The organism is Pseudomonas sp. 3B-A001-10F (assembly GCF_056313565.1).
In genome coordinates, this window is record NZ_JBQYFW010000014.1 from 123,734 (window position 1) to 147,500 (window position 23,767).

At 58.5% G+C, this 23,767-nt stretch carries 25 protein-coding genes and 1 pseudogene; 11 read left to right on the top strand and 15 right to left on the bottom strand.

The window, feature by feature from the left end:
• The first annotated feature begins 4 nt into the window (after nt 1-4).
• Nucleotides 5-2,275 (top strand): ATP-dependent Clp protease ATP-binding subunit ClpA, encoded by a 2,271-nt coding sequence (gene clpA / locus AC0ZWN_RS15280; protein WP_016987404.1) that lies wholly within the window; start codon nt 5-7, stop codon nt 2,273-2,275.
• 961 nt (nt 2,276-3,236) lie between these two features.
• On the opposite strand, the gene infA is transcribed toward clpA, so the two are convergent.
• The 4 genes from infA to trxB form a co-directional block, all read right to left on the bottom strand.
• The gene (gene infA / locus AC0ZWN_RS15285) at nt 3,237-3,455 is read right to left on the bottom strand and encodes a translation initiation factor IF-1 (protein ID WP_002553999.1); all 219 of its coding nucleotides are present in this window, start codon (nt 3,453-3,455) and stop codon (nt 3,237-3,239) included.
• A 112-nt stretch (nt 3,456-3,567) separates the two neighbouring features.
• Nucleotides 3,568-4,275, bottom strand: coding sequence for an arginyltransferase (locus AC0ZWN_RS15290; protein WP_093434294.1), 708 nt, complete (start codon nt 4,273-4,275; stop codon nt 3,568-3,570).
• Nucleotides 4,276-4,332: 57 nt separating this feature from the next.
• Nucleotides 4,333-5,013 carry a leucyl/phenylalanyl-tRNA--protein transferase gene (gene aat / locus AC0ZWN_RS15295; protein WP_093434297.1) on the bottom strand — a complete coding sequence of 227 codons (681 nt, stop codon included), beginning with the start codon at nt 5,011-5,013 and terminating at the stop codon, nt 4,333-4,335.
• Between the two features lie 61 nt (nt 5,014-5,074).
• A complete protein-coding gene (gene trxB / locus AC0ZWN_RS15300; RefSeq protein ID WP_093434300.1) occupies nt 5,075-6,034 on the bottom strand; it encodes a thioredoxin-disulfide reductase in 960 nt (319 codons plus the stop codon).
• Nucleotides 6,035-6,331: 297 nt separating this feature from the next.
• On the opposite strand from trxB, the gene AC0ZWN_RS15305 reads away from it, so the two are divergent.
• The 6 genes from AC0ZWN_RS15305 (at nt 6,332) to cysG (ending at nt 13,964) form a co-directional block, all read left to right on the top strand.
• On the top strand, nt 6,332-8,740 hold the full coding sequence (locus AC0ZWN_RS15305) for a DNA translocase FtsK (protein WP_034155142.1): 2,409 nt from the start codon (nt 6,332-6,334) through the stop codon (nt 8,738-8,740).
• A gap of 67 nt (nt 8,741-8,807) precedes the next feature.
• Nucleotides 8,808-9,428, top strand: a complete 621-nt coding sequence (lolA, locus tag AC0ZWN_RS15310) for an outer membrane lipoprotein periplasmic chaperone LolA (protein WP_093434303.1) — start codon at nt 8,808-8,810, stop codon at nt 9,426-9,428.
• A gap of 148 nt (nt 9,429-9,576) precedes the next feature.
• A complete protein-coding gene (locus tag AC0ZWN_RS15315; protein ID WP_034155144.1) occupies nt 9,577-10,899 on the top strand; it encodes a replication-associated recombination protein A in 1,323 nt (440 codons plus the stop codon).
• Nucleotides 10,899-11,273, top strand: coding sequence for a fluoride efflux transporter CrcB (crcB, locus tag AC0ZWN_RS15320; RefSeq protein WP_007908079.1), 375 nt, complete (start codon nt 10,899-10,901; stop codon nt 11,271-11,273). Before AC0ZWN_RS15315 ends, crcB begins: the two co-directional genes overlap by 1 nt.
• A gap of 15 nt (nt 11,274-11,288) precedes the next feature.
• Nucleotides 11,289-12,569, top strand: a complete 1,281-nt coding sequence (gene serS / locus AC0ZWN_RS15325) for a serine--tRNA ligase (RefSeq protein ID WP_007908080.1) — start codon at nt 11,289-11,291, stop codon at nt 12,567-12,569.
• Nucleotides 12,570-13,964, top strand: a complete 1,395-nt coding sequence (cysG, locus tag AC0ZWN_RS15330) for a siroheme synthase CysG (protein ID WP_476335607.1) — start codon at nt 12,570-12,572, stop codon at nt 13,962-13,964.
• A gap of 117 nt (nt 13,965-14,081) precedes the next feature.
• Here cysG and AC0ZWN_RS15335 read toward each other — a convergent pair whose 3' ends face one another.
• The 8 genes from AC0ZWN_RS15335 to AC0ZWN_RS15370 form a co-directional block, all read right to left on the bottom strand.
• Nucleotides 14,082-15,083 carry a glutathione S-transferase family protein gene (locus tag AC0ZWN_RS15335; protein WP_476335608.1) on the bottom strand — a complete coding sequence of 334 codons (1,002 nt, stop codon included), beginning with the start codon at nt 15,081-15,083 and terminating at the stop codon, nt 14,082-14,084.
• A 91-nt stretch (nt 15,084-15,174) separates the two neighbouring features.
• Nucleotides 15,175-16,176: a glycosyl transferase family protein gene (locus AC0ZWN_RS15340; RefSeq protein ID WP_476335609.1), complete on the bottom strand. Its 1,002-nt coding sequence runs from the start codon at nt 16,174-16,176 to the stop codon at nt 15,175-15,177.
• The gene (locus AC0ZWN_RS15345) at nt 16,173-16,508 is read right to left on the bottom strand and encodes a TusE/DsrC/DsvC family sulfur relay protein (RefSeq protein ID WP_095118237.1); all 336 of its coding nucleotides are present in this window, start codon (nt 16,506-16,508) and stop codon (nt 16,173-16,175) included. Before AC0ZWN_RS15345 ends, AC0ZWN_RS15340 begins: the two co-directional genes overlap by 4 nt.
• Complete coding sequence (gene tusB / locus AC0ZWN_RS15350) at nt 16,505-16,798, bottom strand: sulfurtransferase complex subunit TusB (RefSeq protein ID WP_476335610.1); 294 nt, start codon at nt 16,796-16,798, stop codon at nt 16,505-16,507. The genes AC0ZWN_RS15345 and tusB overlap by 4 nt, the downstream gene beginning before the upstream one ends.
• Nucleotides 16,798-17,154: a sulfurtransferase complex subunit TusC gene (tusC, locus tag AC0ZWN_RS15355; protein ID WP_258708464.1), complete on the bottom strand. Its 357-nt coding sequence runs from the start codon at nt 17,152-17,154 to the stop codon at nt 16,798-16,800. Before tusC ends, tusB begins: the two co-directional genes overlap by 1 nt.
• 1 nt (nt 17,155) lies before the next feature.
• Nucleotides 17,156-17,548, bottom strand: a complete 393-nt coding sequence (tusD, locus tag AC0ZWN_RS15360; RefSeq protein ID WP_258708463.1) for a sulfurtransferase complex subunit TusD — start codon at nt 17,546-17,548, stop codon at nt 17,156-17,158.
• Between the two features lie 171 nt (nt 17,549-17,719).
• The gene (locus AC0ZWN_RS15365) at nt 17,720-18,424 is read right to left on the bottom strand and encodes a YoaK family protein (protein WP_093434339.1); all 705 of its coding nucleotides are present in this window, start codon (nt 18,422-18,424) and stop codon (nt 17,720-17,722) included.
• Between the two features lie 25 nt (nt 18,425-18,449).
• The gene (locus AC0ZWN_RS15370; RefSeq protein WP_093434389.1) at nt 18,450-18,779 is read right to left on the bottom strand and encodes a DUF6388 family protein; all 330 of its coding nucleotides are present in this window, start codon (nt 18,777-18,779) and stop codon (nt 18,450-18,452) included.
• 134 nt (nt 18,780-18,913) lie between these two features.
• Between AC0ZWN_RS15370 and AC0ZWN_RS15375 the strand changes: the two genes are divergently transcribed.
• Nucleotides 18,914-19,264 (top strand): hypothetical protein, encoded by a 351-nt coding sequence (locus AC0ZWN_RS15375; protein ID WP_093434342.1) that lies wholly within the window; start codon nt 18,914-18,916, stop codon nt 19,262-19,264.
• A 64-nt stretch (nt 19,265-19,328) separates the two neighbouring features.
• On the opposite strand, the gene AC0ZWN_RS15380 is transcribed toward AC0ZWN_RS15375, so the two are convergent.
• Nucleotides 19,329-19,754: a GNAT family N-acetyltransferase gene (locus AC0ZWN_RS15380; RefSeq protein WP_093434345.1), complete on the bottom strand. Its 426-nt coding sequence runs from the start codon at nt 19,752-19,754 to the stop codon at nt 19,329-19,331.
• A 147-nt stretch (nt 19,755-19,901) separates the two neighbouring features.
• Here AC0ZWN_RS15380 and AC0ZWN_RS15385 point away from each other — a divergent pair, with 147 nt between their 5' ends.
• The 3 genes and pseudogenes from AC0ZWN_RS15385 to AC0ZWN_RS15395 form a co-directional block, all read left to right on the top strand.
• Complete coding sequence (locus AC0ZWN_RS15385; protein ID WP_093434348.1) at nt 19,902-20,339, top strand: hemerythrin domain-containing protein; 438 nt, start codon at nt 19,902-19,904, stop codon at nt 20,337-20,339.
• 221 nt (nt 20,340-20,560) lie between these two features.
• Nucleotides 20,561-21,196 (top strand): lytic polysaccharide monooxygenase auxiliary activity family 9 protein, encoded by a 636-nt coding sequence (locus AC0ZWN_RS15390; protein WP_099756632.1) that lies wholly within the window; start codon nt 20,561-20,563, stop codon nt 21,194-21,196.
• Between the two features lie 43 nt (nt 21,197-21,239).
• Nucleotides 21,240-22,277, top strand: a pseudogene (locus AC0ZWN_RS15395) (chitinase); the annotation flags it as partial.
• Nucleotides 22,278-22,515: 238 nt separating this feature from the next.
• Here the strand turns inward: AC0ZWN_RS15395 and AC0ZWN_RS15400 are convergent.
• Together AC0ZWN_RS15400 and AC0ZWN_RS15405 are read right to left on the bottom strand one after the other, a co-directional pair.
• On the bottom strand, nt 22,516-22,944 hold the full coding sequence (locus AC0ZWN_RS15400) for a DUF6896 domain-containing protein (RefSeq protein ID WP_476335611.1): 429 nt from the start codon (nt 22,942-22,944) through the stop codon (nt 22,516-22,518).
• A partial coding sequence (locus AC0ZWN_RS15405; protein WP_476335612.1) for an RHS repeat-associated core domain-containing protein occupies nt 22,941-23,767 on the bottom strand: 827 nt, incomplete at its 5' end. The genes AC0ZWN_RS15400 and AC0ZWN_RS15405, both read right to left, overlap by 4 nt.

The window sequence follows — 23,767 nt, forward strand, 5'->3', positions numbered from 1 at the left end:
AGCTATGTTAAACCGCGAGCTCGAAGTCACCCTCAATCTAGCCTTCAAGGAGGCTCGTTCGAAACGTCATGAATTCATGACCGTCGAACACCTTTTGCTGGCCCTATTGGACAATGAGGCTGCCGCCACCGTTTTGCGTGCCTGTGGCGCAAACCTCGACAAACTCAAGCATGACCTGCAGGAGTTCATCGACTCCACCACGCCATTGATCCCCGTTCATGACGAAGATCGAGAAACCCAGCCAACCCTGGGCTTCCAGCGTGTACTGCAACGTGCTGTTTTCCACGTACAGAGCTCGGGCAAACGCGAAGTGACTGGCGCCAACGTGCTGGTCGCAATCTTCAGTGAGCAAGAGAGTCAGGCAGTGTTCCTGCTGAAACAGCAGAGCGTTGCGCGCATCGATGTCGTCAATTACATCGCTCATGGCATATCCAAAGTGCCGGGGCATGGCGATCACTCTGAAGGTGAACAAGATATGCAGGACGACGAGGGCGGTGAGTCTTCTTCTTCAGGCAATCCTCTGGATGCTTATGCCAGCAACCTCAACGAACTCGCGCGCCAGGGTCGTATCGATCCGCTGGTCGGCCGTGAGTCGGAAGTCGAGCGTGTCGCGCAGATTCTCGCGCGCCGGCGCAAAAACAATCCGCTGCTGGTAGGCGAGGCGGGCGTGGGTAAAACCGCGATTGCCGAAGGCCTGGCCAAGCGCATTGTTGATAATCAGGTGCCGGACCTGCTGGCCAACAGCGTTGTTTACTCGCTCGACCTTGGCGCTCTGCTCGCGGGCACCAAGTATCGTGGTGATTTCGAGAAGCGCTTCAAGGCGCTGCTCAACGAACTGAAAAAACGTCCGCAGGCAATCCTGTTCATCGACGAAATCCACACCATCATCGGTGCCGGCGCTGCTTCCGGTGGCGTGATGGATGCTTCGAACCTGCTCAAGCCGCTGCTGTCGTCTGGCGACATTCGCTGCATCGGCTCGACCACGTTCCAGGAATTTCGTGGCATCTTCGAGAAGGACCGTGCCCTGGCGCGTCGCTTCCAGAAGGTCGATGTCGTCGAGCCGTCGGTGGAAGACACCATCGGTATCCTGCGCGGCCTGAAAGGGCGTTTCGAGCAGCACCACAACATCGAATACAGCGATGAGTCGTTGCGCGCCGCTGCTGAGCTGGCTTCGCGCTACATCAATGACCGGCACATGCCGGACAAGGCCATCGACGTGATCGACGAGGCGGGCGCCTATCAGCGTCTGCAACCGGTCGAAAAACGCGTGAAGCGCATCGAAGTGCCACAGGTCGAAGACATCGTGGCGAAAATCGCACGGATTCCACCGAAGCACGTCACCAGTTCCGACAAGGAGCTGCTGCGTAACCTGGAGCGTGACCTGAAGCTGACGGTGTTTGGTCAGGACGCGGCGATCGATTCGCTGTCGACCGCGATTAAGCTGTCGCGTGCCGGGCTTAAATCACCCGACAAGCCAGTCGGTTCGTTCCTGTTCGCAGGCCCGACCGGTGTTGGTAAAACCGAGGCTGCGCGGCAATTGGCCAAGGCGTTGGGGATCGAGCTGGTTCGCTTCGACATGTCCGAGTACATGGAGCGTCACACCGTGTCGCGTCTGATCGGTGCGCCTCCTGGGTATGTCGGTTTCGATCAGGGCGGTCTGTTGACCGAGGCGATCACCAAGCAGCCGCATTGCGTATTGCTCCTTGATGAAATCGAGAAGGCGCATCCGGAAGTCTTCAACCTGCTGTTGCAGGTGATGGATCACGGTACGCTGACCGACAACAACGGGCGCAAGGCGGACTTCCGCAACGTGATTGTGATCATGACCACCAACGCTGGTGCCGAAACAGCGGCGCGTGCTTCGATCGGTTTCACCCATCAGGACCACTCGTCTGATGCGATGGAAGTGATCAAGAAGAGCTTTACGCCGGAGTTCCGTAACCGTCTGGACACCATTATCCAGTTTGGTCGCCTCAGTCATGAGGTCATCAAAAGTGTGGTGGACAAGTTCCTTACCGAGCTTCAGGCGCAGTTGGAAGACAAGCGTGTGTTGCTTGAGGTCACTGATGCTGCGCGTAGTTGGCTGGCGGCGGGTGGTTATGACTCGGCGATGGGTGCGCGTCCGATGGCTCGTCTGATCCAGGACAAGATCAAGCGTCCGTTGGCGGAGGAGATTCTGTTTGGCGAGCTGGCCGAGCATGGCGGTGTGGTGCACATCGACATCAAGGATGGTGAGTTGACGTTTGACTTCGAGACTACCGCAGAAATGGCCTGACGGCCTTGGATCAAGAGGGCGCCTTCGGGCGCCTTTTTGTTGGCTGGTGTTTTTGTGTGTATATCCGTTGCTGCGGTGATGGCTTATTACGGTTTCGCCCTTACGGCGACTCACTTTTTTTCAAACGCCAAAAAAAGTAAGCAAAAAACGCTTGCTCCTACGTGCGGCCCGCTCGCTGGGGCTCGGGGTTCCTTCGCTCCGGGATCGATCCGGGCGCAGCGCCTACGGTTTGCTTCGCTGCACCTCCTCTCGCTGTGTTTGGCTGCGCCAAACGGTCGCTGCGCTCCCACGCCCGGATCAATCCCTCCACTCAGCCTTCCGACGTCGCCTTACAGATCAAAAGCTGCAGCCGAGCTAACGCTCATCCTGTTGAGTGGTGAGGAGCACAGCGTGGTCGGCTTTGGATTTGTGGTGGATTCACCCCTCACCCCAGCCCTCTCCCCCGAGGAGAGGGAGCCGATGGTGGGCCTCTCAAAATTCGCGTTCAACTCGATATCCCAAGTCGGCGTAGTTCTCCCAAACAACTCGGTCAGTCCCCTCTCCCTACGGGCGGTCCGACGTTTCGGGAGGGCTAGGGTGAGGGGCTTTTGATCTGGCTTTTGATCTTGCTTTGGCTTTTGATTTTTTGCCCCTTCGGCAGGCCGAGCGAAGGTGTTCATCCGAGGGGAGGCGCGCAGCGCCGTGCGGCGAAGCCGCATACATCGAGAGGAGGTGTAGCGAAGCAAACCGTAGGCGATGCCCCCGGATGGACACCGTAGCGAGGGAACACTGAGCTTCAGCGAAGTGCCGTACGCCGGGGCAAAGCCTTTTGGGTTACCTTTTCGGCGTTTGGAAAAGGTGACTCGCTGTAAGAGCGAAACCACCAGCGGCAGCACCCGAGAAAACGGATATGCCCCCAAAAACCCAAAACGCAGACAAACAAAAACGCCCGGCATAAACCGGGCGTTCTGTATTGACTTGATTAACGAGCGCGGTAAGTGATGCGCCCTTTGCTCAAGTCATAGGGCGTCAGCTCGACGCGCACTTTGTCACCGGTAAGAATACGAATGTAGTTCTTGCGCATCTTGCCGGAAATATGCGCGGTTACGACGTGCCCATTTTCCAACTCCACACGAAACATGGTGTTGGGCAGGGTGTCGACGACAGTGCCTTCCATTTCGAAGCTGTCTTCTTTCGACATGCAGTAAAGCCCTCGGTATCCAATGAATGGCCCGGTGCAACTGCGCCAGGCAAAAGCGGCGTGCATTGTGCCCGAAAAATGGGGTTTACGCCAAGGGGTTTACGGCTTGGGTTTAGTTGAGGATCACCCAGCGCTGATTAATCAGCAGTTCGATGGGGCGATATTGCGTCTTGTAGTTCATCTTTTTGCAGTTCTTGATCCAGTAACCGAGGTACACCGCCTCAAGCCCGAGGCGCTGGCTCTCGGCGATTTGCCAGAGGATGGCAAATCGGCCAAGGCTGCGGCGTTCTTCGGCGGGTTCGTAAAAGGTGTACACCGCTGACAAACCGTTCGGCAGTAAATCGGTGACCGCCACGGCGAGCAACCGTCCGTCGAGTCGGAACTCGTAAAAGCGCGAGAACGGCAAGTCGCGGACCAGAAACGTCGCGAACTGATCACGGCTCGGCGGGTACATGTCGCCGTCTGCGTGACGCTGTTCGATGTAACGCTGATACAGATCGAAATATTCTTCGCTGAATTGCGGTTTGGCCGGGCGCACCTGCAAATCCGTATTGCGCTTGAGAATCCGCTTCTGCTGACGATTGGGCATGAACTGCGCCACGGGAATGCGCGCAGGCACGCACGCATTGCAGTTCTGGCAATGCGGACGGTACAGATGATCGCCGCTGCGACGAAAGCCCATTTCCGACAGGTCTGCGTAGACATGCACATCCATGGGCTGACTCGGATCGAGAAACAGGGTCGTGGCCTGCTCCTCGGGCAGATAACTGCAAGAGTGAGGCTGAGTGGCATAGAACTTCAATCGCGCCAACTCGGTCATGATCAACCCTCGGGATAAGCTGGTGAATTAAGTGTAAGCCACGCGCGCAAAAGTCGCTCAGCAAACCCAGGTGGCACGATTGGGTTGGTCCAGATGGCGGGCCAGATAGTCGGCGAATTCCTGGCGGGGAATGGCTCTGGCGCCGAGGCTGTGCAGATGATCGGTCGGCATCTGGCAATCGATCAGCACGAATCCCGAGTCTTTCAGGTGCCGCACAAGGGTGGCAAAGCCGAATTTCGAGGCATTGTCGGCGCGGCTGAACATCGATTCACCAAAAAACAATTGGCCCATCGCCAGGCCGTACAGGCCACCGACCAGTTCGCCCTGATCCCATACCTCCACCGAATGCGCGAAGCCGCGACGATGCAGTTCGACATAGGCGTCCTGCATCGCCTCGGTGATCCAGGTGCCATCGGCGTAATCCCGTGGTGCGGCACAGGCGCGGATCACGGCATCGAAATCCTGATCGAAGGTCACTTGATAGCGTTCCTGACGCAGCAGTTTGCCGAGGCTGCGCGAGACATGCAGTTCGTCGGGAAACAATACCGTGCGCGGATCCGGCGACCACCAGAGAATCGGCTGACCCTCGGAAAACCATGGAAAGCAGCCATGGCGATAAGCTTGAATCAGCCGGTCGGCCGACAAATCGCCACCCGCAGCCAGCAATCCGTTGGGGTCGCGCATGGCCTTTTCCAGTGGCGGAAAAGTCAGGGAATTACGTTGTAACCAAGTCAGCATGGCATCCAGGCTTACAGAAGGGGAGGGCGGTGGGGCGTCTGGCCCGCGATAAAGTGTGCCGTTAAATGACAGGAATGTCGTCCAGATACTTCTCGGCATCCAGTGCGGCCATGCAGCCGGCACCGGCTGACGTTACCGCCTGGCGGTAAACGTGGTCAGCCACGTCACCGGCGGCAAATACCCCGGGAATCTCGGTGGCGGTGGCGTCGCCGTCGCTGCCGCCCTTGACCCGCAAGTAGCCGTCGCGCATCGGCAACTGGCCTTGGAACAGGTCAGTGTTGGGCTTGTGACCAATGGCAATGAATACGCCGGCCAACGCCAGTTCGCGGGTTTCGCCGGTATGACTGTCCCGCAGTCGCGCGCCGGTGACGCCGCTGGCATCGCCGAGCACTTCGTCGAGATTCTGGTTCCAGTGCAGGCGCACGTTGCCGTTCGCAGCTTTCTCGAACAGTTTGTCCTGAAGGATTTTCTCCGAACGCAGTTTGTCGCGACGATGGATCAGGTGCACCTCCCTGGCGATGTTCGACAGGTAAAGTGCCTCCTCAACCGCCGTATTGCCGCCGCCGACTACGGCGACCACCTGATTGCGATAGAAGAAGCCGTCACAGGTCGCACAGGCGGAAACGCCTTTGCCGGCGAAGGCTTCTTCCGAGGGCAAGCCCAGATACTGCGCCGAGGCGCCGGTGGCAATGATCAGTGCGTCGCAGGTGTAAGTGCCGCTGTCGCCGATAAGCTCGAACGGGCGCTGCTGCAACTTGGCGGTGTGGATGTGGTCGTAAACGATCTCTGTGGCAAAGCGTTCGGCGTGTTTCTGCATGCGCTCCATCAGCACCGGGCCGGTGAGGCCTTCGACGTCACCGGGCCAGTTGTCGACCTCGACGGTGGTGGTGAGCTGGCCACCGGCCTGCAGGCCGGTGATGACCACGGGTTTGAGGTTGGCACGGGCGGCATACACGGCAGCGCTGTAACCGGCCGGGCCGGAGCCGAGGATGATCAGGCGTGAATGCTTCGCTACGTTCATCAAATAGACCTCATAAGCCTTTGTCACAAAAGGTAATGCATGCTCAAATTGAGTCCCGGCTTCTGTGTGCTTGACTATGCTCAATCCTGGGGCTTGAAGCATGGCATCGCACGCACAAACCCGTACAATGCCGGGCTGTTACAGAATGTTCGCCGTGCGCTGTATTTATAAAAGCGGCAGCACAGTGTTAAAAGTAGTCTCAGTTGCGCTCGTTCACTTTTTTACCTGCCTGGATTGGGCAGTTTTTTATCGTCATTCAATAGATGGACGCGCCTCGGGCGCAGGAAAAGAAGCGTTTTGAAGAAATCCACCGAAGCACCAAAAACAGTCGTCCCGCTCTGGCGCCAACAGTTGCACTACCGGCTCAAGGAAGGTGCATTGATCGCCATCGGCGCCTTGTGCCTGTTCCTGATGATGGCTTTGCTGACCTACGGCAAGGACGATCCAGGCTGGAGCCACAACAGCAAGATCGATGACGTACAGAATTTCGGCGGCCCGGCGGGTTCCTACAGCGCCGACATCCTGTTCATGGTGCTGGGTTACTTCGCCTATATCTTCCCGTTGCTGCTGGCGATCAAGGCGTACCAGATTTTCCGCCAGCGCCACGAGCCATGGCAGTGGAGCGGCTGGCTGTTTTCCTGGCGTCTGATCGGTCTGGTGTTTCTGGTGTTGTCTGGCGCTGCGCTGGCGCATCTGCACTTTCACGCGGCCTCGGGCCTGCCCGCGGGGGCTGGTGGCGCGTTGGGCGAAAGCCTCGGCAATCTGGCGAAGAATGCGCTGAATATTCAGGGCAGCACCCTGTTGTTCATCGCGCTGTTCCTGTTTGGCCTGACAGTATTTACCGATCTGTCGTGGTTCAAGGTGATGGACATCACCGGCAAGATCACCCTTGATCTGTTCGAACTGTTTCAAGGCGCGCTCAATCGCTGGTGGTCGGCCCGTACCGAGCGCAAGCAACTGGTTGCGCAATTGCGTGAAGTCGACGATCGCGTGCATGACGTGGTCGCGCCGACGGTCACCGACAAGCGCGAACAAGCCAAAGTCAAAGAACGCCTGATCGAACGTGAGCAAGCCCTGAGCAAGCACATGTCCGACCGCGAGAAACAAGTGCCGCCGGTTATCGCCCCGGCCCCGGCCAAGGCGCCCGAGCCAAGCAAGCGCGTACAGAAAGAGAAGCAGGTGCCGTTGTTCGTCGACAGCGCCGTGGAAGGCACCTTGCCGCCGATCTCGATTCTTGATCCGGCGGAAAAGAAACAACTCAATTACTCACCTGAATCCCTGGCGGCCGTCGGCCATTTGCTGGAGATCAAGCTCAAGGAGTTCGGTGTTGAGGTCACGGTGGATTCGATTCACCCGGGCCCGGTGATTACCCGTTACGAAATCCAGCCTGCCGCCGGTGTCAAAGTCAGCCGCATCGCCAACCTGGCCAAAGACCTTGCACGTTCCCTGGCCGTGACCAGTGTGCGGGTGGTCGAGGTGATTCCGGGCAAGACCACCGTCGGTATCGAGATTCCCAACGAAGACCGGCAGATCGTGCGCTTCTCCGAAGTGCTGTCGACGCCTGAATACGACAATTTCAAATCGCCGGTCACCCTGGCGCTGGGTCACGACATCGGCGGTAAGCCGGTCATTACTGACCTGGCGAAGATGCCGCACCTGCTGGTGGCCGGTACGACCGGTTCCGGTAAGTCGGTGGGTGTGAACGCGATGATCCTGTCGATCCTGTTCAAGTCCGGCCCGGAAGACGCCAAGCTGATCATGATCGACCCGAAAATGCTGGAACTGTCGATCTACGAAGGCATTCCGCATCTGCTTTGCCCGGTTGTGACCGACATGAAAGACGCTGCCAATGCCCTGCGCTGGAGCGTTGCCGAGATGGAGCGCCGCTACAAACTGATGGCGAAGATGGGCGTGCGTAACCTGTCCGGCTTCAACGCCAAGGTCAAGGAAGCGCAGGATGCCGGCGAGCCGTTGAGCGATCCGCTGTACAAGCGTGAAAGCATTCACGACGAAGCGCCGCTGCTGCAGAAACTGCCGACCATCGTCGTGGTGGTCGACGAATTCGCCGACATGATGATGATCGTCGGCAAGAAGGTTGAAGAACTGATCGCCCGTATCGCCCAGAAGGCCCGTGCTGCCGGTATTCACTTGATCCTCGCGACCCAGCGGCCGTCGGTGGACGTGATCACCGGTCTGATCAAGGCCAACATTCCTACGCGTATGGCGTTCCAGGTGTCGAGCAAGATCGACTCCCGCACCATCATCGATCAGGGTGGCGCCGAACAACTGCTCGGTCACGGTGACATGCTCTACATGCCGCCGGGCACCAGCCTGCCGATTCGGGTTCACGGTGCATTCGTATCCGACGATGAGGTACACCGTGTGGTCGAAGCGTGGAAACTGCGCGGCGCACCGGAATACAACGATGACATCCTCAACGGTGTTGAAGAAGCTGGCAGCGGTTTTGAAGGCAGCAGCGGTGGCGGCGACGGCGATGATCCGGAAGCCGACGCGCTGTATGACGAAGCCGTACAGTTCGTTCTCGAAAGCCGTCGTGCCTCGATTTCCGCTGTACAGCGCAAGCTGAAGATCGGCTACAACCGCGCCGCTCGGATGATCGAAGCCATGGAAATGGCCGGGGTCGTCACCTCGATGAACACCAACGGTTCCCGTGAAGTCCTGGCCCCAGGCCCGGTACGCGACTGATTGCAAACGCAAGAGGCGGGACAATGATGTGCCGCCGCTCTCCCAACGAGTATTCAAGAGGACTCCCATGCGTCTTATCCGCATGCTGCTGCCAGTACTGGCGCTGACCACTCTCACGGCCCACGCCGATGACAAGGACGTGGCGCGTCTGACCCAATTGCTGGAAACATCCAAGACCCTGAGCGCGAACTTCTCGCAGCTGACCCTCGACGGCAGCGGCACGCAGTTGCAGGAAACCACCGGCAACATGACCCTGCAGCGTCCGGGCCTGTTCTACTGGCACACCAATGCGCCAAACGAACAGACCATGGTTTCCGATGGCAAGAAAGTCACCCTGTGGGACCCGGATCTGGAACAGGCGACCATCAAGAAGCTCGACGAGCGTCTGACCCAAACCCCGGCGCTGCTGCTGTCCGGTGATGTGTCGAAGATCAGCCAGAGCTTTGATATCAGCGCGAAAGAGGCGGGCGGCGTGATCGACTTCACCCTCAAGCCGAAAACCAAAGACACTCTGTTCGATAACCTGCGTCTGTCGTTCCGCAACGGTCTGCTCAACGATATGCAACTGATCGACAGCGTCGGCCAGCGCACCAACATCCTGTTTACCGGGGTCAAGGCCAACGAGCCGGTATCGGCATCGAAGTTCAAGTTCGACATCCCCAAGGGTGCCGACGTGATCCAGGAATAAACACGTAAACCCTGTGGGAGCGAACCTGCTCGCGAAAGCGATATTTCATCCAGCATTAATAGTGGCTGATACACCGCTTTCGCGAGCAGGCTCGCTCCCACAAGGGCAAATGATCGACCTGATCAAATAGAGGTTTCAACGCTACGTGATGGATCTGTTTCGCAGTGCACCGATTGCCCAGCCACTGGCCGCGCGTTTGCGTGCGACCAATCTGGATGAGTACGTCGGTCAGGAGCACGTGCTCGCTCGCGGCAAGCCTCTGCGTGAGGCGCTGGAGCAGGGTGCCCTGCATTCGATGATCTTCTGGGGCCCGCCCGGAGTGGGTAAAACCACTTTGGCGCGGTTGCTCGCGGAAGTCTCCGATGCGCACTTCGAAACGGTCTCGGCGGTGCTCGCCGGGGTCAAAGAGATCCGTCAGGCCGTTGAAATTGCCAAGCAGCAGGCCGGCCAGTACGGCAAGCGCACCATTTTGTTCGTCGATGAAGTGCACCGCTTCAACAAATCCCAGCAGGATGCGTTTCTGCCTTACGTTGAAGACGGCACGCTGATCTTCATCGGCGCCACCACCGAAAACCCTTCGTTCGAACTCAACAACGCCTTGTTGTCGCGTGCTCGCGTCTACGTGCTGAAAAGCCTCGACGAAGCGGCGCTGCGCAAACTGGTGCACCGCGCGCTTACCGAAGAGCGCGGTCTGGGCAAGCGCAACCTGACGCTGAACGATGAAGGCTTCCAGATGCTGCTGTCCGCCGCCGATGGCGATGGCCGGCGTCTGCTCAACCTGCTGGAAAACGCCTCGGACCTGGCTGAAGACAACAGCGAAATCGGCACCGAGCTGCTGCAGAGCCTGCTCGGCGACACCCGCCGGCGTTTCGACAAGGGCGGCGAAGCGTTCTACGACCAGATATCGGCGCTGCACAAGTCCGTGCGCGGCTCCAACCCCGACGGTGCACTGTACTGGTTTGCGCGAATGATCGACGGCGGTTGCGATCCGCTGTACCTGGCCCGGCGCGTAGTGCGCATGGCCAGCGAAGACATCGGCAATGCCGACCCGCGCGCCCTCAGCCTGTGCCTGGCGGCGTGGGAAGTGCAGGAGCGTCTCGGCAGCCCGGAAGGCGAGTTGGCCGTGGCCCAAGCCATCACCTATCTGGCCTGTGCGCCAAAAAGCAACGCGGTGTACATGGGCTTCAAAACCGCTTTGCGCGCCGCCGCTGAAAACGGCTCGCTGGAAGTGCCACTGCACCTGCGCAACGCACCGACCAAACTGATGAAACAATTGGGCTACGGTGACGAATACCGCTACGCCCACGACGAGCCGGACGCTTATGCCGCCGGCGAAGACTATTTCCCGGAAGAGCTTGATCCCATCCCGTTCTACCAACCGGTGCCGCGCGGTCTGGAATTGAAGATCGGCGAGAAGCTCAACCACCTCGCCCAACTCGATCGTTTAAGCCCTCGGCAGCGGAGAAAATAGTGCTTCCATTGATCATTGCGGTCTCCGCCGGCGGGGTTGCCGGCACCTTGTTGCGCTTCGCCACCGGTAATTGGGTCAACGCCAATTGGCCGCGGCACTTCTATACCGCGACGCTGGCCGTTAATATCGTGGGCTGTCTGCTGATTGGCGTGTTGTACGGCCTGTTTTTGATACGCCCGGAAGTGCCGATCGAGGTACGCGCCGGGTTGATGGTCGGCTTCCTTGGGGGGCTGACGACATTTTCATCCTTTTCACTGGATACGGTGCGCCTGCTGGAAAGCGGGCAAGTGCCGCTGGCTCTGGGCTATGCGGCACTCAGCGTATTCGGCGGGCTGCTCGCGACGTGGGCTGGCCTGTCTTTGACCAAACTTTGATAACGAGAAACCGACATGCTCGATTCCAAACTGTTACGTAGCAACCTTCAGGACGTAGCGGACCGCCTGGCTTCCCGTGGCTTTGCCCTGGATACCGCGCGCATCGAAGCGCTGGAAGAACAGCGCAAGACCGTCCAGACCCGCACCGAAGCACTGCAGGCTGAGCGTAACGCGCGTTCCAAATCCATCGGTCAGGCCAAGCAGCGCGGCGAAGACATCGCGCCGTTGATGGCGGACGTCGAGCGCATGGCGGGCGAACTGAGTGCCGGTAAAGTCGAGCTGGACGCGATCCAGACTGAACTGGACTCGATTCTGCTCGGTATCCCCAACCTGCCGCACGAGTCCGTGCCGGTCGGCAAAGACGAAGACGACAACGTTGAAGTGCGCCGCTGGGGCACGCCGACCGCGTTCGACTTCGAAGTGAAAGATCACGTTGCCCTGGGCGAGAAGTTCGGCTGGCTGGACTTCGAAACCGCTGCCAAGCTGTCCGGCGCGCGTTTCGCCCTGCTGCGTGGCCCGATCGCGCGTCTGCACCGCGCCCTGGCGCAGTTCATGATCAACCTGCACGTCAACGAGCACGGCTACGAAGAGGCTTACACGCCTTATCTGGTTCAGGCGCCGGCGCTGCAAGGCACCGGTCAACTGCCGAAGTTCGAAGAAGACCTGTTCAAGATCGCGCGCGAAGGCGAAGCCGATCTCTACCTGATCCCGACCGCTGAAGTGTCGCTGACCAACATCGTTGCGGGCGAAATCGTCGATTCGAAACTGCTGCCGATCAAGTTCGTCGCGCACACTCCGTGCTTCCGCAGTGAAGCCGGTGCATCGGGCCGTGACACCCGCGGCATGATCCGTCAGCACCAGTTCGACAAAGTCGAAATGGTCCAGATCGTTGAGCCATCGACTTCGATGGAAGCGCTGGAAGGCCTGACCGCCAACGCCGAAAAAGTCCTGCAACTGCTCGGCCTGCCTTACCGCACCCTGGCGCTGTGCACCGGCGACATGGGCTTCAGCGCAGTCAAGACTTACGACCTCGAAGTGTGGATCCCGAGCCAGGACAAGTACCGCGAAATCTCCTCGTGCTCGAACTGCGGCGACTTCCAGGCCCGTCGTATGCAAGCGCGTTTCCGCAATCCGGAAACCGGCAAGCCTGAGCTGGTGCACACCCTGAACGGTTCCGGTCTGGCGGTTGGTCGTACGCTGGTTGCCGTGCTGGAAAACTACCAGCAGGCCGACGGCTCGATCCGTGTGCCGGACGTACTCAAGCCGTACATGGGTGGCCTTGAGGTCATCGGCTAAATGAAATATCTGCCGCTGTTTCACAACCTGCGCGGCAGTCGTGTGTTGGTCGTCGGTGGGGGGGAAATTGCCTTGCGCAAATCCCGCCTGCTGGCCGATGCCGGTGCGCTGCTGCGGGTGGTCGCACCTGAAATCGAAACGCAACTGCGTGAACTGGTCGTCGCCTCCGGCGGTGAATGCCTGTTGCGCGGTTACGTCGAGGCGGATCTCGACGGTTGCGGGCTGATTATTGCCGCCACCGACGATGAGACGCTGAACGCCCAAGTCTCCACCGATGCGCACAAGCGCTGCGTGCCGGTCAACGTGGTCGACGCGCCTGCCTTGTGCAGCGTGATCTTCCCGGCGATCGTCGACCGTTCGCCGCTGATCATTGCCGTGTCCAGCGGCGGCGATGCGCCGGTGCTGGCGCGTTTGATCCGCGCCAAGATCGAAACCTGGATTCCATCGACCTACGGCCAATTGGCCGGGCTCGCCGCGCGTTTCCGCAATCAGGTGAAAAGCCTGTTTCCGGATGTGCAGCAGCGTCGTGGTTTCTGGGAAGACGTGTTTCAGGGGCCGATTGCCGACCGGCAACTGGCCGGGCAGGGCGCCGAAGCCGAGCGTCTGCTGCAAGCCAAGATCGATGGCGAAGCCATGGTCACGACCGGCGAGGTGTATCTGGTCGGCGCGGGCCCGGGCGATCCGGACCTGCTGACCTTCAAGGCGTTGCGTCTGATGCAGCAAGCCGATGTGGTGCTGTACGACCGCTTGGTGGCGCCAGCGATTCTTGAGCTGTGCCGTCGTGATGCCGAGCGGGTCTACGTCGGCAAGCGTCGGTCTGATCACGCCGTGCCACAGGATCAGATCAACCAGCAACTGGTCGAACTGGCCAAGGCCGGCAAGCGCGTGGTGCGGTTGAAGGGCGGTGATCCGTTTATCTTCGGCCGTGGTGGCGAAGAGATCGAAGAACTGGCCGCTCACGGCATTCCGTTTCAGGTGGTGCCGGGCATTACTGCTGCCAGCGGTTGCGCGGCGTATGCCGGGATTCCGCTGACGCATCGTGATTACGCGCAGTCGGTGCGCTTTGTTACCGGCCATCTGAAGGACGGCTCCACCGATCTGCCTTGGGCCGACCTTGTCGCGCCGGCGCAGACGCTGGTGTTCTACATGGGCCTGGTTGGGTTGCCGGTCATCTGCGAACAACTGATCAAACATGGTCGTTCAGCCGATACCCCGGCGGCATTGATTCAGCAGGGCACCACGGTCAATCAGCGCGTCTTCACCGGCACGCTGGCTGACCTGCCGCGACTGGTGGCGGAGCATGAAGTGCATGCGCCGACACTGATCATCGTCGGTGAAGTGGTGCAACTGCGCGAGAAACTGGCGTGGTTCGAAGGGGCTCAGGCGCAAGTCTGAAAAACCGAGTTGACCCATTCGCGAGCAAGCTCGCTCCCACAGGGGATTTGTGAACGACACATATCCAGTGTGGGAGCGAGCTTGCTCGCGAAGAGGCCTTCCAAAACCCTATAACTCTCAACCTTTTCGCCAAACCCCTTTGCCGCTCAACCGGGCCCGATCATGGGCCACGCTGAAGTCCTGCTCCGGCCCCTTCGGCACAACTCCAGTCGGGTTGATCGTCTTGTGACTGCCGTAGTAGTGGTTCTTGATGTGCTGGAAATCCACCGTCTCAGCAATCCCCGGCAACTGATAAACCTCACGCAGCCAGTTTGACAGATTCGGGTAATCGGCAATCCGCCGCAGGTTGCACTTGAAGTGGCCGTGGTAGACCGCGTCAAAACGAATCATCGTGGTGAACAAACGGATGTCCGCTTCCGTCAGGTACTCACCCGACAAGTAGCGATTGGCACCCAGCACCCGCTCCAGATGATCCAGCTCGGCAAACACCTCATCGAACGCTTCTTCATAAGCCTGTTGCGACGTCGCAAAACCTGCGCGATACACGCCGTTGTTCACCGCCGGATAAATCCGCTCGTTCAGCGCATCGATCTCGCCGCGTAATGGCGCCGGATAGAAATCCAGATCATTGCCGGTCAAACCATCGAACGCGCTGTTGAACATGCGGATGATCTCCGCTGATTCATTACTGACGATGCGCTTGAGCTTCTTGTCCCACAGCACCGGCACGGTGACGCGGCCGGTGTAATCGGCAGTGTCGGCGGTATAGCGCTGATGCATGAATTCAAAGCCATCGAGTTTGTCACCGGTTGAGCCGAGCGTCGTGTCGAAGGTCCAGCCATTTTCCAGCATCAACCAACTGACCACCGAGACATCGATGAGACTTTCCAGGCCTTTGAGTTTGCGCAGGATTAGCGTGCGATGCGCCCACGGACAGGCGAGCGAAACATAGAGGTGATAGCGCCCGGCCTCTGCGGCAAAACCGCCTTCACCGCTGGGGCCGGGTTCGCCGTTGGCGGTTACCCAGTTGCGGCGCTTGGCCTGTTCGCGCTGGAAGGCGCCGTCCTTGCTGCTTTCGTACCACTTGTCCTGCCAGTGGCCATCGACGAGTAAACCCATGATCAAGACTCCGTAAACCAATAATCGTTGGAGTCGAGTCTATTCCGATGAGTTCGAACAAAAAGCGCAAAGATCAGGCGCGAATGATCGGTTAAATCGATTTGTTCCGCGCGGCCCAGTAGTGCTCGGCGGTTGCGAAGGCTTGCTCACGGCTTTGACCGAGACCGCGCAAGGCCAGCGCCATGGTCGCAATCAACGCCATTTGCGGGTAACTGTCGACCACCTCGCCACGCCATACGGCTTTCAGGTGTTCGACGTCCAGGGTCGCCGGTTTGACGTGGCGTTGCGCCGACAATTGCGGCCATTCCTCGTCCCAGCTCTCGCCGGCGGTGGTGCCGTAGAGGTGGCTGTCGGCATCCGGGTTGATCTCGATTTCGCCGCCATCGCCTTTGACCACAATCGCCGTGTCGCCAAGCAAACCACTGGCATCGCGATGCACTGCCTGATAACCAGGATGGAAAATGCTTTGCAGGCCGCAACGCGCGCCCAGTGGATTGAGAATCCGCGCCAGCGAATGAATCGGCGAGCGCAGGCCCAGGGTGTTGCGCAAATCGATCATCTTTTGCAGTTGCGGCGCCCAGTCCACCAGCGGCATGAAGGCCAGGCCACCGTTATCCAGCGCCGTGCCGACCTGCTGCCAGGTGCGGCACAACGGAATGTTCAATTCACCAAGCAATTGCTCGCTGTACAGACGCCCGGCGGTGTGTGCGCCGCCGCCGTGCATGAAAATGCGCACGCCGTTCTGTGCCAGACACTTGGCCGCCAGCAGATACCACGGCAGATGACGCTTCTTGCCAGCGTAAGTCGGCCAGTCCAGATCGACGTTCAGCGCCGGCGCCTGCAGGCGCTCGCGCAGGGCTTCGGTGAAACCGGCCATTTCCTCGGCGCTTTCTTCCTTGTGCCGCAGCAACATCAGGAACGCGCCGAGCTGGGTGTCTTCAACCTTGTCGTCGAGCACCATGCCCATGGCTTCGCGGGCTTCTTCGCGCGTCAGGTCGCGCGCACCGCGTTTGCCCTTGCCGAGAATGCGCACGAATTGGGCGAACGGGTGTTCGGCAGGCGTTTCGAGGGTCAGCGCTGGAAAGTCGGTCATAAGCAATTCGTCGGTTTGGGCAGGCCCGCCAGTTTCGCGGCGAGTTTGGCAGGGGTGCCTTTGAACAGTCGGTTGAGGTGCAGGCTGTTGCCTTTGTCCGGGCCGAGTTTCAGAGCGGTGTACTTGATCAGCGGCCGGGTGGCCGGGGACAGCTGGAATTCTTCGTAGAAGCTACGCAGCAGTTCGAGGACTTCCCAGTGTTCGGCGGTCAACTCGATCTCTTCGGCAGCGGCGAGGGCGCTGGCAACGTCGGCAGACCAGTCGCTGAGGTCGACGAGAAAGCCGTCCTTGTCCAGTTCGATGGCGCGGGCGCCGACGGTCATGGAATTCATAGCCAGCTGTTGACCTTGTCGTGATGGATCGACAACTCGACGAAGGCCGGGTAATCAATGGCTTCAGCCCAGTCCGGGACTTCGATGGCGCGAGCCTGTGCATCTTCGGCCAGAACCCATAATTTGATCTGACGGTTTTGCAGTGCGGTGAACGGCGCGGTGCCCGGTTGCAGAGCATAGACCGCGTCGCCGGACAGCAGCAGGGCATCAGCGCTGCCGATCAGGCGCAGGCAACTGGTCAGACGATCATCGCCGAAGGGGGAATGAGACAACACGTGCAAAGTCGACATCAGAGGGTGATCACCTGGTCGTAACGGTCAATAAGGGCGGTGATTTGCTCGGCGGCCAGCGGCTGCGCTTCGTCCAGCGACAGAGTGCCGAGGCCACGAGTGCTGGCGCTCTCTGCGCAGTAGAACAACTCTTCGACACCAAACATCGGTAGCGCTTGCAGGTTAGCGCTCAAGTCTTTCTGTTGCAGGGCCTTGGCGTTCTGCCCGGCGGCGAGTTGCAGCACGCCATCATCGAGAAACAGCAAGCCAATGGGCAGATCGAAGGCGCCACCGGCCAGCACGATGTCCAGCGCTTCGCGGGCCGCGGGGCCAGACCATGGCGATTGACGGCTGATGATCAACAGGGATTTAGCCATCTCACGCACCTCCAAAGCAGATCAAACGATCAGCGTCTTGAATCGCGTCATGCAACTGACCGAGGCCGGACAATTCCCACGGCGCGCTGACGGAAACGGCGTCACGCTGATAGCGCTTGGCTTCTTCAGCGTCCAGCACGCCACGGCGCAGGGCGGCGGCGATGCACACCACGCCGTCGAGCTTTTGTTCGGTGATGAAGGTGCGCCATTGTTTGGGCAGGTCCAGTTCGTCCTGCGGGGTGACCAGCGCGTCCGAAGCGTTGTAAACGCCGTCCTGATAGAAAAACAGCCGGACAATTTCATGCCCGCCGGCCAGCGCGGCTTGTGCAAACAGCAGGGCACGGCGCGAGGAGGGCGCATGGGCGGCGGAAAACAGCGCAATGGCGAACTTCATAACGGACTCGATCAGCAAAACTGCGGCCATGATAAAGCTTTATCGAGGCTGCCGCGAAACCTTGTAGGAGTGAGCCTGCTCGCGATAGCGGTCTGTCAGTTGGTGAAGATGAAGAATGTGCCGGCGTCTTCGCGAGCAGGCTCACTCCTACAAAGATTTTGTTGTCCTCGGTTAGCGCGGCATATAGCCCAGTTGCCAGCGCCGTGGGATTTTCAGCGAGACCAAGCCGATCACCGCCGCCAGCACACCGCTGACAAACATCGCCTTCAGTCCCAAATGATGTTCCAGCACCGCCCCCAGAATCGCGCCGATAAACATCCCGCTCCACGGCACCAGTTGCACCCGCCAGCCGCTGCGCCGTTCGCCAAGCATCCAGCGCCCCAAACCACGGCCGAACCGCGACAATGCGCCAGTCACGTAAGTCAGTCCGACCGGCAAGCCGTTCACCTCTTCGACCGACGCATTGAGCATGCCCATCGCAATGATCGCCGCCATCAGCGCCGGCAGTTGTGTGTCGAATGGCCAGGCGGCCGCCGCACACAGCAGGGTGGCGATACACAGCAGCAACGGCAGCGCCCGGCGGCCACCGAAACGGGCAACGATAACGCCCAAGGCGTTCCCGGCTATAAAAGTGGCGACGAGGATCAACAAACGCAGGGTCAGCCCGATATCACCATCGCTGATCGCCACGGCAAGTCGGGTGGTGTTGCCGCTCATGAACGAGACGAAGTCGCCGCTGGCCATAAAGCCGATGGCATCGGTCATGCCGGCCAGTACCGAGAGGCCGGCCACCAGCGCCAGACCAATCCGCCCGCGCCACTTCTGAGTGTGCAGATGCCCGGGGCTGGCGCGGTGAGTCGAGGCGGATGGCAGCATCGGTAGAAGTGTCCTTGGTCGGCGGTTATGGTTCTATGCCATACAGATCGCAATATTCCAGCCAGCTCATATGAGCCATTTCTGCGACTTCACGATGCACCTCAAGGCGCTGCGCTTGGTATTCCTCAGGCGTTGCGGCCGTGAGTAGCAGTGTCAGCTCCCAGGCAAACAGACCTTGTTCTTCCGCCTCAGCCTCAAATGCTTCATGCAGTCGCTCTTCACGATACTGCGCCTGAGTTTCGCCTTTGGCCTGAGCCAGTAGCGGGTTGAGGTGGTCGAGGGATTCGCGCAGTTCGGGACGCGCGTCGAGAAATACTTTCAGGGCATGTTCATGTCGCTGGTCGGTAGGCGCCATGTGTTTTCCTTGTGAGGCTGATGACCTTAGGTTGCCGCAGCGGCCTGCGCCTGTCGCGCTATAAATGCAGTAAAGCAGAACGATTCCTGCTGCTGCGATGATACAGTCCGCTTTTTTCTGAATGAGCGAATGCAATGCGAATTCTGATGGTAGCGCTGGCCGCGACACTGCTGGCCGGTTGCGCAGGCTCGGTGATGGACGATGCTCGCACGAAAACCCCGTACAAGGTATTGACGTCGGACAAAGCCGAAAAAGACGTGGCGCGTTGTGTGCAGTTCGGCTGGCAGGACGAAGCGGTGTTTGGCGTGGATGCGGCGGCGTATCTGGAACCGCGTAAATCGGGCGGTACGACGGTGTATACCCGTTCGGCAGAGTCTTTTGTCGATGTGCTCACCGAAGCATCGGGGACGACGCTGAATTACTACGCGCAGAAGGATGATTTTGTCGCCAAGCGCCGGTTGGCGGCGTTGGCGACCTGTCTGTAGGGCCAATGGTCGCGGTGAGGTTCAAGCCGCCTTCGCGAGCTTGCTCGCGAAGGCGGCGTCACATTCAACCGTTCAGGCGCTTCTGGAAAAAATGCCGCTTGTGCCCCGGCGGATAATCGACAATCTCACCAAACTGGCTGTACCCGAGTTTCTTGTAGAACTCCGGTGCCTGAAAGTCGAACGTGTCGAGCCATGCGCCGATGCAACCTTTCTCCCGCGCCAGCTCTTCGGCCATGCGCATCAGTTTCGAGCCAATACCCTGGCCCCGGCCTGCTTCAGGCACTGACAGCAAATCGATGAACAACCACTGGCAGACCAGCCGGCCATAGAGTCCACCCAGAATCTGATCGTGATCGTCACGCACCAGCAGGGTGAGCGGTTCGGATACCGCGATCCCGGCCTTGGCCACGTTATAGGCATGCAGGGGCGCGAGAATCGCTTGGCGTTCTTCTTCTGTGGAATGTTGTGACAACTCGATGCGCAAGTTCATGCCTGACTTCCTTGTAGTTTGAACCCGCAGCCTATCCTGCCCGGCGGTGATCTTCCAAGCCCCTCTCAACCCGGTGGAACTGCCGCTCACGCGCCGGGGTCTAGCTTTTACAGCGTCATTCCAGCACGCGGTTGATGAGGATCCCCCATGAATATTTTCGAAGCCCTTCGCGAAAGCCATGAGCGCCAGCGTAGCTACGCCAAAACCCTGATCGAAACCAGCGGCGACACCCCGGAGCGGGTCGAGGCGTACAAACAACTCAAAGCCGAACTCCAGGCCCACGAAACCGCCGAAGAACGCCATTTCTACATTCCGTTGATGGAGCTTGACGAGGGTGTTGATCTGAGCCGCCATGCCATCGCTGAACACCATGAAATGGACGAGATGATGGAAGAACTCGACGAGACCGAGATGTCCAGTCCGGCGTGGTTGGCAACCGCGAAGAAGCTGTCGGACAAGGTTCATCATCATTTGAAAGAAGAAGAACAGAAGTTCTTCCAGATGGCCGGCAAATTGCTCAACGAGAAACAGAAAGTACAACTCGCCGGGCAATACGAAAAGGAGTTCAAGGCACAGTTGCCGTGAGTACTGAATGGCAGTTTTTGCAGCATCGGCGTGTAATCTTTTGGCGTCATCTCGGGTGGGTATTATCGTAAAAGACTGGATATACATCCAGTATTTGCAGTGTTTTGCTGGCCTTCATCCGCTGACTGCGACAAAACCGCCGATGGACAAAAAATTCGCCTCCGTTAGCTTGAAGGCCTCTCCTCGGAAAGGAGAGTTCTTAAATCAACGGAGTGAAAAACATGAATCAACCACAAGCACAAACCCAACTGCGACATGGTCGCGTCATCTCTCCTGCCAGCCGCGGTGCGGTGGCCATTGAGCAAGGACTGCTCGGTGCCTGGCAGGTCAATGAAATGGAAGGCGGGAAAAATTTCCCGGCGCTGGCAGCGGGGCCGTTTCCGGCGCCATACCAGAGCGACTCGGACAGTGTCACGCCACCGGCCGACGGCTACATCCTCAGTGGTGGCAAGAGTGATGCCCGCGACTGCGTTAACTTCACCCATGAAGAAATGAGCAAGAAACTCGGTCGTCCATTCACCTGGCCGCTGCTCAATGTCACCCCGGGACAAACCCTCGAAATCAAGTGGGAATACACCGCGCCGCACACCACTCGTGGCTATCGCTGGCTGATCACCAAGGACGGCTGGGACCCGAAGCAGCGCATCACCCGTGCGCAACTGGAAAGCCAACCGTTCTTCGAAGACTTCTACACTCAGGTGCCGTATTACAGCTACCCGAATGAGCTGAAGGCCAAGGTCAATCACGCGGTGAAACTGCCGGCCAACAAAAAAGGCCATCACGTGATCGTGCTGATGTGGATCGTCGCCAACACCGGCAACGCTTTCTATCAGGCCTTCGACGTCGACTTCAAATAACGGCGCTGCGCCGCCAAACCCACACGTTCTGAAGGATTAGAACATGTCAAAAATCGATTTCTCTTTAGTGCAAAACGCCGCGAGCGATGCCGCCTCGCTGATGCCGAGCATTGCCGGCAAAAAGATCCTCATGGGCTTCTGGCACAACTGGCCCGCAGGCCCGAGCGATGGTTATCGTCAGGGCCGCTTCGCCAGCCTGTCGCTGGAAGAGGTGCCCAAGGAATACAACGTCGTCGCGGTAGCCTTTATGAAGGGCAGCGGCATTCCGACCTTCAAGCCGTTCAACGTTTCCGATGCCGAGTTCCGCCGTCAGGTCGGTGTGCTCAACAGCCAAGGGCGCGCTGTGTTGATTTCCCTCGGTGGCGCCGATGCGCACATCGAGTTGCGCAGCGGTCAGGAACAACCGCTGGCCAATGAAATCATCCGTCTGGTGGAAACCTACGGCTTCGACGGCCTGGACATCGATCTTGAACAGAGCGCGATTGATTTCGCGGCCAACAAGACCGTCCTGCCGGCCGCACTGAAACTGGTCAAGGATCACTACGCAGGCCAAGGCAAGCACTTCATCATCAGCATGGCCCCGGAGTTTCCATACCTGACCAGCACCGGCAAATACCTGAGCTATCTGCAGGCGCTGGAAGGCTACTACGACTTCATCGCCCCGCAATTCTACAACCAGGGTGGCGACGGGGTCTGGGTGCCGGAAGCCAACAACGGCGCGGGCGCGTGGATTGCGCAGAACAACGATGCGCTGAAGGAGGATTTCCTTTATTACCTGACTGAAAGCCTGGTGACCGGTACTCGCGGCTTCACCCGCATCGCGGCGGACAAGTTCGTCATTGGCCTGCCGGCCAACAACGATGCGGCTGCCACCGGTTATGTGATCGACAAAACCGTGGTCGGGAATGTCCTCAAGCGTCTGGCGATCAAAGGGCTGCCGATCAAAGGCTTGATGACCTGGTCGGTGAACTGGGACAACGGCAGCAGCAAGGATGGCGTGCCGTACAACTGGGAGTTCAGTCGGCGTTATGGGCCGTTGATTCACGGGGTGGGTTCCGTTGAGTCGGGGGGCGATGACAGGCTGTCGCACGTCGCTCGCTAGGCGAAAAAGACCCGAGTGAATTGCCGTTCATCAATGACCCGAGGAATGAGGGTCCGGCTCATTGATGGACGACGCGACGATGCAATGAATGATTCGGATGAGGCAGATAAAGAGTATGAGGGGTATGCGTATGAGCTGTGACGGTTTTTTGTAGTGAGTTGAGAGTATGTATTTGGTTTTTCAGGGCCTGATTCAACAGGCCCTTTTTTGGTCGTGTCTAATCGGTTTCTGTTGAGTCAGCCAATACATACAAGTTACTTATGCCTGACATTTTTTTGATTTTTTTTAGCTTCAGATATTCTGCGAGTTCTTTTTTAATGGTTTCTTCATCGCAATATTTTCTATGCTTAGAGGGTCTTTCACGAGCAAAGTTGTATAGGCGCCAAGTATCAAAGCCATTGATTTCACCGTTAGGGCCATAGTCAAAATCTACGCATCCTGTCGATAAATTGATGCGGCAGCCAATACCATGCAATTCATATTTAACGCCTCGAGTAACTCTCCCGCGTCGCTTTATTATCTTGGTGTACCAAAGCCTTCGAATGTCTCGAGTGCCAAATTTTCGCTCAAATATCAGGGTGCTGGACTCCACCATGGAAATGAAGTCATTTATCAGGATGTCCAAAGTTTCATTTTGGTCGCTCATCTTCTTCTCCGGTGCTCCAATCTGTCTAGGCCCACATTGTTTGCTGACTCTAATATATCTTCAATGCTTCTTAGCGCTCCGTTATACGCTTTGAGGTCGGTTATGAGTTTGATTGTCACATTAGTTGAAGTTTGCCGTGCAGCTGCTGCGCGATGGTGTCCGTCCAAAATATATAGATTGCCGTCATGTTCTATGACCTTGATGGGATCTGTTGGATCGTATCCGTTTTGCATTTTATTTTTATAATTCTCGACTGTCTTGGTTGAGGTTTTTCCCTCTATTGTATGTACTCGCTTCAAAGTTTTTGGATCTATATTGTGAGCAATTTCCGGTAGTTTCGGCTCATCCTCATCAACCTGAGCCCCGTCACTTCCACCCGGCACCTCACACCCAGGCTTGTTCGGCGGCGGACAGTTGGAATTCAACCCCAACGGATCCACCCACCCCGTCGGATTCGGCACGTACTGGTACTGATTCAACCCACCGGCCAACTTGATCGGGTCCGGCGTCAGATACCGCCCCAACCGGGGGTCGTAATACCGATGCCGGTTGTAATGCAGCCCGCTTTCCCCGTCGAAGTACTGCCCCTGAAAGCGCAGCGGTTGGTTCAGGTAATCCTCGCCGGCCAGGGTCAGCGTGGCGACTTTGCCGTAGGCGTCGTATTGCGCGGACCAGACGATGTCGCCGCTGTAGTCAGTGAGTTCCTGCGGGGTGCCGAGGTGGTCGAGCTGGTAATAAAACGGGCAGGCTTTTTTCGGGCCTTTGCCGTCGAGCAGCGCCAGCGGGCGGAAGGTGCCGGGTTCGTAGACGTAGCTGCGGTATT